Consider the following 13,264-nt stretch of genomic DNA (forward strand, 5'->3'; position numbering starts at 1 on the left):
CCTCTGGGAGCAGCTCCGGCACCCGCGGCGTCTCTTCCCGAAGCTGGGAACGGCCGAAGGGTGGGACCAGTGCGCGCAGTCGCCGATCGGATCGGGCGGTTGCCGGTCGCGGGACTGTTACTTCTGTGGCGAACTCAGCGACGGTTGGTGCAGGTCGAAGTAGGCGACGTCACCCATGAGGGCGTTCTCCTCTTCGAACAGCGACCGCAGATCGTCCGGTATCTCGATCTTCTCGTGTTCGCGAGCTTCGGCTTCGGAGGTGAAGTACACCGTCTCGACGAATCCGTCGTCGCCGTAGGTCGCCAGCGTGCCGCCGAGAATCTCCGGGCGTACCTCGTGCAACCGATCGCCCGACTGGGCCAGTAGCTCGCGCATCCGTCCGGCGTCCCGGGTGTGACCCTCCATGACCTGCACGAACCCGGCGCGGTCGGAGCCGCCACCCATCCACTGCGTGACTTCCGCGCAGTCCATGAAGGTGACCGGCCCGTCGAAGCACTGCTCGGTCTCCCGCCACCAGGCGCCCTGCTCCGGGCGCTCGCTGTTGCGGCGTGCGGCCTCCTCGGATTCGAATCGGGCGAGCGCGATGAAGGTGCCGTCGTCGCACAGTCCGCTGGTCGTGCCGAGATAGCCGACGGCTCCCGGCTTCAGTTCCTCGTTCCAGCGATCCATGCACCGATTCAGCCGGGCGGGGTCGGCGGCCTTGCCTTGAATGACTTGGATGAACATCGGTTCCTCCTCGGGCGGAGCGATCACTCCGCGGTGTCGCCGGGCCGTCGCGTCGTGGTCCACCGAGGGCGGGACACCGCCCGGCCCGCGATCGCGGCCGGCGCACAATCAATCGTTCGCCGCTCGGATGCCGCGCGCAAGTGCCGGACGCCGGGCCCTGTCGCGGTCAGGCGGCGGGAAGGGGCGTGTGGGTGCGGCGGGATGCTTCGTTGTCGCGTTCGGTGATGCGGACGTACAGCCGGATCAGCACCTCGCGCAGGGTGACGCCGAGCTCAGCGGCGTGCAGGGCGGCCAGTTCCAGCGCGAGGTCGCTGGTGAGCGTGCCGGGATCGCTGAGCATTTCGTCCAGCACCATCCCGGTCACCGCCTGATCGCGGGTCAGGACGACGGAGGGCAGCCAGCTGAGTTCCCACGCCGCGCCGGAGGACGAGGAAACCAGCCGGGCGATTTCCGGACTGATGTCGCTGGTGATGATCGAATCGGTGATGTCGAGTGCCATGATCCGCTCTCATTCACGCTGTTTCGAGATGACGTCGACCCGCCGCTCGGCGGTTACCGGTCCGAACGCGATGGATTCGTCCGCGCTTCGGTCGTATCGGTGTCCGATTGCGTCGGGAGACCGGCGCGAGCGAGAAGGCGGGGTGGTCACACCTGGCCGCAGATGATGCCGGGCCGCGCCATGACGAGGTATCCGCATTCGGCACCTCCTAGAGTTATCGGGTCACCGAGATCGGCAGGCCGGAAACCGTTGTGCCGAGACCGAATTGCGGTGACGTCGAGATCAAGGCTAGGTGCGGCCACATCTTGCTGTCAACGAAGCTTTAGCGCTTTGTGATGATAGAAAATAAGCTTCAATGACTTTGAATAGTCATGTAGCTCAATACTCATCAGGAATCCGGGCAAATTTTGGTTATCGCTGTGGGATGAAGCCCGGGCGGTACATTCCTGGGCTCATGTGGCAGCCCTTTTCGCAGGGGTGTCGGATGCGGCTGGATCTCTGCTCGACAACGAAATTCGGCGAGCGCGATTCGTCGGATGCCTGATGCCACTCGATGATTAGAATGATGCATCGTGACATGCCGTGAGCATGCGTATGCAAGGTGCAGGATGGGAGGCACGGGATGGCTTGCTCCGGCTCGGATGAGCAGGTCGGCGATCTGGTCCGCAGGCTACGACTGGAACGCGGCTACACGCAGGCGGCGCTGGCCACCCGAGCGGGCTGTTCCCGCAGTCTGATTCAGCAGATCGAGAACGGCAGCCGGATTCCGCCGCTCGCGCTGCGGGAACGCCTGAGCCTCGCCCTCGGCGCGGAACTGCCGACCGACGGCAGCGCCGATCCCGCGACCGATCCGACCAGCGGCAACTACTACGACCTGCGGATGCGATTCAACGTCCTGCTCGGCAAGGACCCCGAATTGGTCTCGCGCGCACTGGGTATCGCGCAGAGCCTGATCGACGCCTCCGGCGCGCGAGCGGAAATCGAGCCGCTGCGCCTGGTCGCCGACCGGCAGTTGGAACGCGCCGAGGAGATCCTCGCGCAGATTCCCTCGCGCAGCGCCACGGTATGGGAATGGAACACCGTCACCGACTGGCTGACGATCCTGGAACAGGCCACCACGTCGGTGCGCGCGATCCACACCGCCGATCTGGGCACGATCGGCGGCGACGTCGGCGACGACTATCACGCGGCGATCCTGCGCCTGGCCGACAAAGCCCATCCGCCGAAGATCGATGTGCGGCGGATGTACGTGCTCGACGACATCTCGGACGTGTGGCCCTATGACGACAAACTGTGGAAGCAGGCGCGCTCGGGCGTGGAGAGCGTGCTGGTCAAGCGCGAATACGCCCGCAACGCGCAGAGCATGCTCGTGGTCGACGACCGCTATGTCGCGGTGGGCGAGTACGACTACTCGCGCCAGGCGCGGGTGGCGACGCGCTTCTCCGCGCTGAAGCACGACGTCGCGTTCGCGGTCCGGCGGTTCGAGAAACTCTACGACCTCCGGCGTGCCGGTTCGGCCATCGTGGTCGACCAGATCGTCGCGCAACCGCCCCTGGCGGAATTCGAACGACTCGCCGAGGGCAACTGCCGCAGCCTGTTCCGCGCCGCGCTCCAGGAGAAATGGAACACCATGCCCGCACCGGGAGACTCTTCAGAAGGCGAGGTTCCGTGACTCAGAGCCACGTGCTCACCGATCCGCTCGCCGACCTGGCGATGCTGACCAATCGCTCCGAGGCCAGGAAACGGCAAGTGCGCGGGCACGTTTCGCGGGACGCCTGGTTCGCGGGGACCGGCGGGCTGCGCCACTCGGGCGTCATCGACGCCTACCACGGCGAGACCGGCCGTGCCCCTGACGCGCACGCCGTCGCGGCGCTGGACCGGGCGTGGCGAGAGAGCCTGCACATCGCGCCCGCCGCGGAGTATCTCGACGGCAGGCTCTACGACAAGCGGCAGCCGTTGATCCTGCGGGAGCTGGCGGCCCGCAGGCTGTTCGGGCGCCTGTCACATCCGGTGGAAGGGGTCCCCGGCGTCCGGGTGCGCGCGGAAGAGGTGATCGTCTGCCCGTACTCGAGCACGATGCTGCTCGAGGAGGCCGTCGCGAGCCTGGCCAGGCCCGGCGGGGTGATCGTGTGCCCGGAGGGCTTCTACAAGAGTTCCAGCATCCACGTGGAGAAATTCGGCTTGCGGATCGTGTCGTGCCCGGTGGCCCCGGACGACGGGTTCAAGATCGACCCCGCCCGGTTGGCCCGCTGCCTCGACGGGCTCCGGGCGACCGGCGAACTGTGCGGTGTGCTGCTCACGCTGCCGGGCAACCCGGTCGTCGCCGACTACACGGCCGCCGAGCTGGCGGAGATCGGACGGGTGCTGCTCGACTGTGGCGTCCCCGTCATCTGCGACATGGCCTTCGACCTGCTGGTGGCCTCGCACATCCCGGTCGCCGCGCTGCACGTGCCGACCGAGCAGGGCAATCGGCGGCTGTACGACGTGGTGCTGACCATCACGGGCAACTCCAAGGGCTACAACGCCTTCGGCCCCTGCAAGATGGGTGCGGCATGCACGGGCGACAGCGCGTGGCTGGAGCGGATCCGAGAACGGCTCACCATCTCGTTCCAGCGCGAGACCACGCACCTGGCTCGCGCGATTCTCGAGCACACCTCCGAGGACTACTTCGCCCGCAACCACGCGCTGATGCGCGCGCAGATCGAGCGGGCGTGCGGCCACATCGCCGCGATCAACACGCGGCTCGGAGCCGAGGTCCTGCGACCGCTGGGCAATCCGGAAGGAATGTTCGTCTCGGTGGTGTTCGATCGCGCGCTCCTCGACGCGGCGGGTGTACGCACGAGTGCGCAGGTGGAAGACCTGCTGCTCGCCGTGGCCGGCGTCGACAGCGTCGCGCTCGACCGCACCGGCTCGCTGCGACCCGGCGTCCGGTTGAACGTGCTCGCTCCCCGCAAAGCGCCACGACACGAATCGCCCGCTTTGCTCGACGAGCTCTTCGACCGGCTGGAGCAATTGATCCGCGATATCGCCGGCGGGCTCACCTATCGCGCCGCGCTCGCCGATCGCGGCCTGACCGCCTTGGTAGCGGAGCCCGGAGCCGCACGGTGATCGTCGGGGTGCTTCGCGAGACCGCGCGACGGGAGACTCGTGTGGCGCTCACACCCGACGCGGTCCGCACCCTTTCGACGGCGGGACTTCGAGTGCTCGTCGAGGAAGGCTCGGGGCGAGGTGCTGGTTTCCCCGACGCGGCCTACCGCGCGGCCGGGGCAGACCTCGTCGGGGATCGCGCGGCGGTGTTCGAGCGCGCGGGCATCGTCGTCTGGGTGAAACCGCCCGCGTTCGACCTGGATTCGATGCCGTTGCGCGCGGGGACCACGCTGGTCGGCTTCCAGGATCCGCACTACCGTCGCGGCGAGATCGATCGGTTGCGTGGCCTCGGCATCGAATCGGTCGCCTTCGACCAGGTGCCGCGCGACGACTCGACCGCCGAGATCGATGCGCTGTCCGGGATGAGCCGGATCGCGGGCGCGGAGGGTTACGCCGAAGGCAGGCGGCTGCTCGCCCCCGCGCGGCTCACCCGTCCGGTCCGTGGCCTGGTGCTGGGGTGCGGGGCGGCCGGGCTCGCCGCGATCGCGGCCGCGCGCACGTTCGGCGACGAGAAGCCGACAGCGGTCGGTAATCGTCTCGCACAACGGGCGGCCGCGTCGGCGGCGGGCGCCGGGCAGTTCGTGCCGAACCGGGAGGACAACGCGGCGCTGCGGGAATCGATCGCCGCCACGCCGCCCGACCTCGTCGTCTGCACCGCCGTGCACCGCGGATCCCCGGCGCCCCGCCTGCTCGGGCAGGCGGAGTTGGATCTGCTCGGCCCGGGGACCGTGATCGTGGATCTCGTGGCCAAGGCGGGCGGCAATTGCGTCGCGACCGTCGCGGACCGAACGGTCACCCTGCCCAACGGCGTCGTCGTCACCCATCGCTCCAACTACCCGGCGAGCCGTCCGGCAGCGGCCAGTCGTGCGTACGCCGCGGCGACGGCCGCCATGGTGCTGCGGATCGCCGGAGAGCGCGGAAGTGCCTTGACGGTCGATGAGAACGTGTTCTAATTTTTGGCATGCGCAGATTTGACGGCCGCCGCGTGGTGGTGACGGGAGCGGGATCCGGCATCGGTCAGGGCATCGCCCTGCGACTGCTGGACGAAGGGGCACAGCTGGTCGCCGCCGACATCGATGCGGCGGGCTTGGCCACCACCGCGGACAAGGTGGGCGACGGCGCCGAGCGACTGCGAACGGTCGACGTCGACACCGCCGATCCGGCATCGGTGCGCACCGCCGTCGAAACGGCGCTCGAGTTCCTCGGCGGACTCGACGTGCTGGTCAACGCGGCAGGCATCCTTCGCCCCGCGCGCACCCATGAGATGCCGCTCGAGGTGTGGAACCAGGTGATCGGGGTGAATCTCACCGGCACCTTCCTGATGACCCAGGCCGCGCTGCCCGCTCTGCTCGACACCGGACGCGGCGTGGTGGTCAACATCTCCTCCACCGCGGCGTTCAGCGCGGCGCCCTACCTGGCCTCCTACGCGGCGTCCAAGGGCGGCGTGAACGCTTTCACGCACGCCATCGCCTTGGAGTACGCCAAACAGGGCTTGCGCGCGGTGAACATCGTTCCGGCCGGCATCACCAGCGGTATCACGACGAAGTCCATCCTGGCCCAGCCCGAGGGTTTCGACCCGCAGTTGTTCTCCCGGATGACCGGGTGGCTCAATGGCGGCGCGCTCGGCTCTCCGGAGGACATCGCCGGGGTGGTCGCCATGGTCGCCTCCGATGACGGGCGGTACATGACCGGCACCGAGATCCGGGTCGACGGCGGCGCGCTGATGTGAGTCAGCGGGGCGTCGCCACCAGAAGGTGGTGCGGAATCGGCGTATTCGCGAGCCGCCGATGCTCGACCCGGCAGCCCGCCTGTTCCAGTGCCGCGATCACCTCCGGCACCGGGCGCAGGGTGAAGCCGTACGGCGTGAACGGCACCTTCGCCATCGCGTCCGGATCTCCGATGCCGATCACCAGACGGCCACCCGGCCGGACCACGCGCGCGAGTTCGGCGCAGGCCGCTCGCAGGTCCGGCACGAAGTAGACGGTGTTGACGGTGATCGCGGCATCGAGACTGTCGTCAGGCAAGGGCAGCGCGGTGAGCGAACCCTCGAGCAGCCGGAGGCGACCGGACTCGATGTCGCTTCCGTGACCGGAGCGGGCGCGTGCCAGCATGTCCGCGGAGATCTCGACGCCGTGCACCACACCGTCCGCGCCGACCCGATCGAGCAGCAGCGAAAGCCCTGCGCCGCCGCCGAATCCGACGTCGGCCGCCGTGCCGCCGGGCACGACGGAGGCCGCCTCCACCGCACCGGTGATGGCGGCCTTGTTGCCGCGATTGAGCACGAAGGCGATCCCTTTACCGACCACGCCGTGCGGATTTCCGAGCTGGCCGGCGAGGCTGGACAACAAGCGGGCCCGAACGGAGTTCATGGGCGCCATCGTATCGGCCCGCCCGTACCGGTCGGTGTGGCGAATGTCCGAATACTGTTCCGTTGGTATCCGTTCGACTACCGCGTTGTGAAGGACGACCTCGATGCGCCGACCGATGATCGTTCTTGCCGCGTGCGCGCTGGCTCTGCTGCCCGGTCAGCCCGCCTCGGCCGCCGCGCCATGGGGGCCGCTCGCGCCGCCGAACCCGTTCCTCGGGCCGCCCGGCGCCGCGACCATGCACGGCGACGCGGGGTCCTCGGACGTGACGGCGCTCGCCGGGCCAACCGCCGCGGGCGCGGTCGCGGCCTATCCGCTGGCATCCGCGTGCCCCACGCTGCTGGAAGTATCGGACCGCCTCGTGGTCGCCCTGTGCACCGCGATCGCGGGACAGACCCCGACGGTGCACCTGCTCGATCCCGCGGCGCAGGGCCCGCTGGCTGGTTCGCTCGCCGCACTGCCGTTGAACAGGGGAAGCCTGCTCGGCGGCGTGTACGCCTACCTCGACCAGGTCGACCGCTTGGTGGTCGTGGACGGCACCGACCGGCTGCTGCGCATCCGGCACGAGCGCGACGCGACGGGGACGTGGCGGCTGATCAGCGAAGCCTTCGCCGATCTCGGTCCGGTGCTCCCGCCCGGAGACGCGGTGACCGGACTCGTGCCGGACTGGTCGGGCAATGTGTGGTTCGCGTCCGGTCAGGGCGTGGCCGGGTTCGTCACGGCGACCGGGCAGGTCGCGGCGCTCGCGCTGCCCGCGGGAGAGCGCGTGGCCAACAGCATCTCGTCGGCGCCGAGCGGGCAGGTGGCGGTGGCCACGACGCACGCGCTGTACGAACTGCGCGCCGCCGCGTCCGGCGTTCCTGAGATCGTATGGCGCGCGCCGTACGACCGGGGATCGGCGCGCAAGCCGGGACAACTCAGTTGGGGCACCGGTTCTACCCCCACCTATTTCGGGCCGCGCACCGGTGCGGACTACCTGACCATCGTCGACAACGCCGACGGGCAGGTGCACGTCCTCATATTCCGTTCGGGGACCGGCGAACTGGTATGTGCGGCACCGGTGCTCGGGGAAGGCGGCCCGGGCAGCGAGAATTCGCCGGTCGGTATCGGCCGTTCGGTCTTCGTGGCGAGCACGTACGGATACCCCTACCCGGCGCTGCCGGAAGGTGCTGGACCGGCGGTTCCCCCGAGCGCGCCGTTCACCGGCGGCATGACGCGCGTCGATGTGGACGGCGACGGATGCCGCGTGGTGTGGGAGAACACGGTGCGCAGCGCGGCTGTACCGCGCCTGTCCACCGCCGACGGCCTGCTGTACACGGTTGCCCGCGTCGGCGCGGACCACACCACGCCCCTCGACGGGTACGCGTTCACCGTGCTCGACCCGGAAACCGGTGCGGTCACCGCCGCACAGCACCTTCCCGGCACCGTCGTCGACGATCCTCTCCAAACCGCGCCGCTGATCACGCAGGACGGCCACCTCCTCCAAGGAACGGTCACCGGGATCCTGCGCGTCGGCTGAGCCCACCCGAGCCATTTTCCGCCTCTGACCGGGGCGCACCGTTTCGTCCGCGCATCGACGAACTCGGTGGTGCTTCCGGCCGCGCACAAGGGGATCGCCTCGGCGAGGGAACGGGAACCGGTCGAGCGCTGGACTGTGACGTGCGTCTCTCCAAGTCGGCTGTGGTGGCGTCGATTTCGCGCGGTTCCAGCCCTCGTTGCGGCAGGTGAGGCGAAGATCACATACCCCGTTACGGTTGCGGCCGAGGTGCTGAATCCGGCAACTGGGCGGGGTGAGCGACCGCTCTTTCCGCAACGGGTTAATCCGGAGCCTGTCGGGGAACTGGCCGGTCTTCCCTGCGCCCCACTATGTCCTTACCCGGTTTATTACCGCGTAAACAAACCTGTGGTCTCTTTCTTTCGTGTGCTGATCAGCAACCGGCAATTCTTGCAAATGAACGTGCAGGTAGGAGCCCATGTCAGCAACCATGGAGAGGTCTATCTTCCGCCCCGGCTAACGCCTCGGAGGAGTTCCCGAGCTATTGCGGAGGCGATTCCCATCGAGTGTTTCGGGAGTGTCACCGAGGCGGCGCCGGGTCGTCGAAACAGTGATCGCGCGTGTCGCATGCGGTTAGCTGGCGGGGGGTGAAAGTGCGCGGTCGTCAGGGTTTGCTGGGGCGCTGCTTTATACGCTTGACCTCGACGGGGAGGGTTGCGTAGGGATAACGATTGTGTAGAGTTGACGGTAACGCTGGCCGCAGCTCGAGCCGGACTCGCTGCGGCCAGCGGAACTCAAATGGGGGACTTCCGAACCGATCTCACACCGCGTAGCTGCCGATTGTCCCAGCTGCGTCGCTCAGGGTGTGCTGAATGTTGGCTGCGTCACAGCGGACGGCTGATCGCTGGATGCCGCGGAATCCGTGCTCGCCTGCTCCGTGACCGCGCGGCGACCCACCCCGAACACGTACACCAGGAACAACGCCTCGGCGGTGAAGCCGATCGCGAGGCGAATCGGCGTCGGCAGCGGGCTCGGTGTCACGAATCCTTCGATGAAGCCGCACACCAGCAACACTCCGACCAGGCCGAGCGCGACGGTGGCGGTCGCCCGCCCCTGCCTGGCCACCGCCTCCACGCGGCTGAGCCGTCCAGGATCGATCAGCGTCCAACCGAGTTTCAGGCCAACGCCGCCCGCGACGAACACCGCGGTGAGCTCCAGCGTGCCGTGCGGAAGGATGAACCCGAAGAACGAGTCCAGCCGCCCCGCGTCGGCCATCAGCCCGGCGCTGACGCCCAGATTGAGCGCGTTCATGAACAACAGATAGACCGCGGGCAGGATCAGTACGCCGGTGAACAAGGCGATGGCGGTCACCCACGCGTTGTTGGTCCACACCTGTGCGGCGAAGGCCCCCTGCGGATGCTCCGAGTAGTACGTCTCGAACGCGCCGCCCGGTGCGGTGAGACTTCCGGTGTCGGCCGGGATTCCGAGCACTTCGCGCGCCGACTCGAATCGGTCCACCCAGACGGCCAAGCCGGCCGATACGCACAAGAACACCGCGGCCACGCCGACCCACCACGGCCAGGCCCGATAGAGCGCAGCCGGGAAGCGGTGGCCGAAGAACCGGCCGATCTCCTGCCAGGTGTCGGCTCGGGTCCCGAGTACCCGGCCGCGCGCACGCGCCAGCAGTGCGCTCAGCCCGGCGATCAGCTCCGGGTCGGGGTTGTGTGACTGCAACCGTGCCAGCTGCTGGGAGGTGCGGCGGTAGAGCGTGACGAGTTCGTCCGCCTCCGCGCCGGTCAGCTTGCTCCGTTTGGACAAGTAGTCGAGCCGCTCCCACGCCCTGCGGTGCGCCAGGCTGTATGCGTCCACGTCCATTCGGTTGCCTCCCACTCCCGCCGGTCGCAAGAATGCTATCGACATGGCTGAGTTCACCACCGGCGAAGCAGTGGCCCTGGAGCTGCCGATCGCCCGGATCCCCACCAGGGCGAGCGCGTTCCTGATCGACGTGCTGGCCCAGTGCACGCTCGCTTTCGCGCTGCTGTTCGCGATCGTCACGCTGCTGCTGCCCGCGGGCGTCGACTCGGCCTGGCTGGACGTGGTGATGCTGGTCACCATCGTCACCGTGTTGGTCGGGTACCCGGTGGCCTGCGAGACCGCTTGGCGGGGGCGGACACTGGGCAAACTGATGCTCGGGTTGCGCGTGGTGCGCGCCGACGGCGGGCCGATCGACTTCCGGCACGCGCTCACCCGCGGCCTGGCCGGCGCGATCGTCGATTTCTGGATGCTCGGCGGGTTCGGCGCCATCGCGGTACTCACCTCGATGTGCTCGCCGCACGCGCGGCGGATCGGTGACGTGCTCGCGGGCACCGTGGTCGTGCACGCGCAGCGCCCGCTGCCACCGCCCGCGCTCGCGATCGCGCCGCCGTGGCTGACCGGCTGGAGCGCGCAGCTCGATCTGTCCGGACTGCCGGAGGAGCTCGCCTTGGCGGTGCGGCAGTACCTGACGCGGTTGCGCACCCTGACGCCCGCGGCGCGGCACCAGCTGGGCACAGCGCTGGTGGGTGAGGTGTGCGGGCGGCTGCGCGTCGCGCCGCCTGCCGGTTACCCGCCGCCGCAGATCCTGGGCGCGGTCATCGCCGAACGACAGCGCCGGGTGCTGCCCGCGCCGATGTACCCGGTGTTCCCGCCGCGCGTGGGTCAGCCGTTCGCCGCGACGTAATCGTCCACCTCGCGGAGGAACGCGTCCTGCCGGGCGGGCGTCAGCCAGGAAGCGCGGAACGAATTCCTGGCCAGCTCGGCCAGCCGATCTATGCCGAGGCCGGCGTGCTCGGCGAGTGCGAGGTAGTTGTCGGCCACGTACGCCCCGAAGTAGGCGGGGTCGTCGCTGTTGACCGTCACCGTCAGCCCGCGATCGAGCAGGCCGACGATCTGCGCGGACTTCATCTCGGCGGTGACGAAGGAGTTCGACACCGGACAGCAGGTGAGCGCGATTCCCTTGGCCGCGGCCAGTTCGACCAGACGATCGTCCTCGACGATGTTCGTGCCGTGGTCGAGGCGGTCGACGGCGATGTCCTCCAGCGCCTGGCGGATGTGCTCGACCGAATCCGGCTGGTCGATGTCGCAGTGCATGGTCAGCAGGAAGCCTTCGGCGCGGGCGCGCTCGAAGACGGCGGCGAACTTGCTCGGCGGGTTGCCGCGCTCGTCGGAATCCAGCCCGACCCCGAGAATCCAGCTCTTGTACGGCAGCGCCTCCAGCAGCGTCGCCATCGCGTACTCCGCGGAGTGATCGCGCAGGAAGCACAGGATCAGCTCGGCGGATATCCCCAGTTCCCGCCGCGCTCGCGCGATGGCCGACCGGTATCCGCTGATCACCGTGGGAAACGGGATCCCGCGCCCGGTGTGCGCCTGCGGATCGAAGAACAGCTCGGCGTGGCGCACGCCTTGGGCGTGCGCCCGGCGCAGATAGTCGAATGCGAGGTCGTGGAAGTCCTCCGGGCGCTGGAGAACGCGCATCGCGGGGTAGTAGACGCGGAGGAACGACGTCAGGTCGTGGAAGCGATAGGTCCGCTTCACCTCGGCCACGGTCTTCTCCGGCAGCTCGATGCCGTTTCGCCGGGCGAGGCGGAACTTCAGCTCCGGCTCCAGCGTCCCTTCCAGATGCAGGTGCAGCTCCGCTTTCGGCAGTCCACGGACGAAGGCGGCGAGATCTGAGGCCATGGGGCCATGATCCTCCTCAGAGTGCGCCGGATTGTTTCAGTTCCAGGTATTCGTCCGCCAAGGCCTCCGGCAGTCGTTCCGGTGACGCGGCGACGACCGCGATACCGGTGCGGCGCAGCGATTCCTGGACCAGCGCGCGTTCGGCGAGGACGGATTCTGCCGCGGCCGCGGCGTAGAGGTCGGCGAGGTTGTCGCGGCGGGTGGCGGCCGCGGCGACATCGGGGTCGGTCACCGAGACGATGAGCACTCGGTGCCGCTGCGCCAGCACCGGCAGCACGGGCAGCAGGTTCTCCTCGACCGCGGCGCCGTCCAGGCTGGTGAACCAGACGACCAGGCTGCGTCGGCGGGTGCGCTGGATGGCCGCACGCACCAGCCCGGCGCTGTCGGTATCGACGAGCGCGGGGGTGATGCCCGCCATCGCGTGCATCAGCTTCAGTTGCAGACCTTTCCCGGCGACGCCCCGGACTTCGGCGCGGGCTCGCCGGTCGAAGGCGAGCAGGTCGACCGAGTCTCCCGCGGCCGCGGCCAGGCCACCGAGCAGCAGGGCCGCCTCGATGCTCGCGTCCAAGCGGGTGCCGTCGCCCACCCGGCCCGCGCTGACCCGGCCGGTGTCCAGCAGCATCAGCATGTGCCGGTTGCGCTCCGGGCGCCAGGTGCGGACCAGGACGTCGGTGGCGCGGGCGGTGGCGCGCCAGTCGATGGCGCGCACGTCGTCCCCGGCGACGTACTCGCGGAAGGAGTCGAATTCGGTGCCCTGCCCGCGCAGGTTGGCCACATTGCGGCCTTCCAGGTGCTGCAACCGCTTGACCTTCGAGCGCAACAGCCGTTCGGCGCGGAACGCGGGCAGCGCGCGTACCCGGGCGGGCACGTCGTGCCTCGTCTGCCTGCCCGCGAGCCCGAGCGGGCCGAGCAGGCGCACGGTGACCTGGCCCGCGACCCGATCGCCGCGATAGGTGGGTGTGAGCGCGGTGCGGAAGCGGACCTTGGTGCCCGGCGCGAGATCCAGTTCGTGCGTGCGGTTTCCGGCGCGTGCGCTGCCTGGCCAGTCGTCCCACACAGTGCCGCGCAGCGTGCGGGCTCCGGTGTTGACCGCGACGAGCTCCACCTCGACGGAGCGCCCGAGTCGCACCGTGGTGAGTGCCTCGCGAGACAGCGCCAGGTCGCGCGCCCGTCCCACCGCGCCGAGATCGATGAGCACCCCGGCCGCCAGGGCACAGGTCACCACGACCACGCCGAGCACGGACGGCAGGACCAGGGTGACGAACAGGGCCGCCACGCCTGCCGCGGCGGCCAGCCGGCCGGTGACGACCATGC

The 13,264-nt window shown here is 69.1% G+C and carries 12 protein-coding genes; 6 read left to right on the top strand and 6 right to left on the bottom strand.

The features are described from left to right. Positions 1-117 precede the first annotated feature (117 nt). Entirely contained in the window at positions 118-726 is a 609-nt protein-coding gene (locus tag ABZ420_RS25490; protein ID WP_357127404.1) for a hypothetical protein, read from the bottom strand. 166 nt (positions 727-892) lie between these two features. Further along, a complete protein-coding gene (locus ABZ420_RS25495) occupies positions 893-1,225 on the bottom strand; it encodes a hypothetical protein (RefSeq protein WP_357127407.1) in 333 nt (110 codons plus the stop codon). A 622-nt stretch (positions 1,226-1,847) separates the two neighbouring features. On the opposite strand from ABZ420_RS25495, the gene ABZ420_RS25500 reads away from it, so the two are divergent. Genes ABZ420_RS25500 through ABZ420_RS25515 form a run of 4 tightly spaced genes read left to right on the top strand, consistent with a single transcriptional unit; the run spans position 1,848 to position 6,101 of the window. Then, positions 1,848-2,897, top strand: coding sequence for a helix-turn-helix domain-containing protein (locus ABZ420_RS25500; RefSeq protein ID WP_357127410.1), 1,050 nt, complete (start codon positions 1,848-1,850; stop codon positions 2,895-2,897). Continuing rightward, a complete protein-coding gene (locus ABZ420_RS25505) occupies positions 2,894-4,333 on the top strand; it encodes a pyridoxal phosphate-dependent aminotransferase (protein WP_357127413.1) in 1,440 nt (479 codons plus the stop codon). The genes ABZ420_RS25500 and ABZ420_RS25505 overlap by 4 nt, the downstream gene beginning before the upstream one ends. Before the next feature lie 8 nt (positions 4,334-4,341). Continuing rightward, on the top strand, positions 4,342-5,325 hold the full coding sequence (locus ABZ420_RS25510) for a hypothetical protein (RefSeq protein ID WP_357127503.1): 984 nt from the start codon (positions 4,342-4,344) through the stop codon (positions 5,323-5,325). An 8-nt stretch (positions 5,326-5,333) separates the two neighbouring features. Next, positions 5,334-6,101 (top strand): SDR family NAD(P)-dependent oxidoreductase, encoded by a 768-nt coding sequence (locus tag ABZ420_RS25515; RefSeq protein WP_357127416.1) that lies wholly within the window; start codon positions 5,334-5,336, stop codon positions 6,099-6,101. A gap of 1 nt (position 6,102) precedes the next feature. Here the strand turns inward: ABZ420_RS25515 and ABZ420_RS25520 are convergent, their stop codons facing one another. Then, positions 6,103-6,741, bottom strand: a complete 639-nt coding sequence (locus ABZ420_RS25520) for a methyltransferase domain-containing protein (protein ID WP_357127419.1) — start codon at positions 6,739-6,741, stop codon at positions 6,103-6,105. Positions 6,742-6,844: 103 nt separating this feature from the next. Between ABZ420_RS25520 and ABZ420_RS25525 the strand changes: the two genes are divergently transcribed. Then, entirely contained in the window at positions 6,845-8,257 is a 1,413-nt protein-coding gene (locus ABZ420_RS25525; RefSeq protein WP_357127422.1) for a hypothetical protein, read from the top strand. Positions 8,258-9,091: 834 nt separating this feature from the next. Here the strand turns inward: ABZ420_RS25525 and ABZ420_RS25530 are convergent. Further along, on the bottom strand, positions 9,092-10,108 hold the full coding sequence (locus ABZ420_RS25530; RefSeq protein ID WP_357127425.1) for a stage II sporulation protein M: 1,017 nt from the start codon (positions 10,106-10,108) through the stop codon (positions 9,092-9,094). A gap of 43 nt (positions 10,109-10,151) precedes the next feature. Between ABZ420_RS25530 and ABZ420_RS25535 the strand changes: the two genes are divergently transcribed. Continuing rightward, positions 10,152-10,952, top strand: coding sequence for an RDD family protein (locus ABZ420_RS25535; protein ID WP_357127428.1), 801 nt, complete (start codon positions 10,152-10,154; stop codon positions 10,950-10,952). Here ABZ420_RS25535 and add read toward each other — a convergent pair. Both add and ABZ420_RS25545 read right to left on the bottom strand, forming a co-directional pair. Further along, positions 10,931-11,950, bottom strand: a complete 1,020-nt coding sequence (add, locus tag ABZ420_RS25540; protein WP_357127431.1) for an adenosine deaminase — start codon at positions 11,948-11,950, stop codon at positions 10,931-10,933. The genes ABZ420_RS25535 and add overlap by 22 nt on opposite strands. Before the next feature lie 16 nt (positions 11,951-11,966). Then, entirely contained in the window at positions 11,967-13,262 is a 1,296-nt protein-coding gene (locus tag ABZ420_RS25545) for a DUF58 domain-containing protein (protein WP_357127434.1), read from the bottom strand. Between the last annotated feature and the right edge of the window lie 2 nt (positions 13,263-13,264).

Origin of the sequence: Nocardia sp. NPDC005745 (genome assembly GCF_040630775.1) — a bacterium.
In the GTDB taxonomy this organism is placed as follows: domain Bacteria; phylum Actinomycetota; class Actinomycetes; order Mycobacteriales; family Mycobacteriaceae; genus Nocardia.

Excerpts from the sequence above, each read along its gene's own strand:
- ABZ420_RS25525 (WP_357127422.1), top strand. The coding sequence starts at position 6,845 with ATGCGCCGACCGATGATCGTTCTTGCCGCGTGCGCGCTGGCTCTGCTG.
- ABZ420_RS25520 (WP_357127419.1), bottom strand. The coding sequence starts at position 6,741 with ATGAACTCCGTTCGGGCCCGCTTGTTGTCCAGCCTCGCCGGCCAGCTC.
- ABZ420_RS25535 (WP_357127428.1), top strand. The coding sequence starts at position 10,152 with ATGGCTGAGTTCACCACCGGCGAAGCAGTGGCCCTGGAGCTGCCGATC.
- ABZ420_RS25545 (WP_357127434.1), bottom strand. The coding sequence starts at position 13,262 with ATGGTCGTCACCGGCCGGCTGGCCGCCGCGGCAGGCGTGGCGGCCCTG.
- ABZ420_RS25490 (WP_357127404.1), bottom strand. The coding sequence starts at position 726 with ATGTTCATCCAAGTCATTCAAGGCAAGGCCGCCGACCCCGCCCGGCTG.
- ABZ420_RS25515 (WP_357127416.1), top strand. The coding sequence starts at position 5,334 with ATGCGCAGATTTGACGGCCGCCGCGTGGTGGTGACGGGAGCGGGATCC.
- ABZ420_RS25495 (WP_357127407.1), bottom strand. The coding sequence starts at position 1,225 with ATGGCACTCGACATCACCGATTCGATCATCACCAGCGACATCAGTCCG.
- add (WP_357127431.1), bottom strand. The coding sequence starts at position 11,950 with ATGGCCTCAGATCTCGCCGCCTTCGTCCGTGGACTGCCGAAAGCGGAG.
- ABZ420_RS25500 (WP_357127410.1), top strand. The coding sequence starts at position 1,848 with ATGGCTTGCTCCGGCTCGGATGAGCAGGTCGGCGATCTGGTCCGCAGG.
- ABZ420_RS25530 (WP_357127425.1), bottom strand. The coding sequence starts at position 10,108 with ATGGACGTGGACGCATACAGCCTGGCGCACCGCAGGGCGTGGGAGCGG.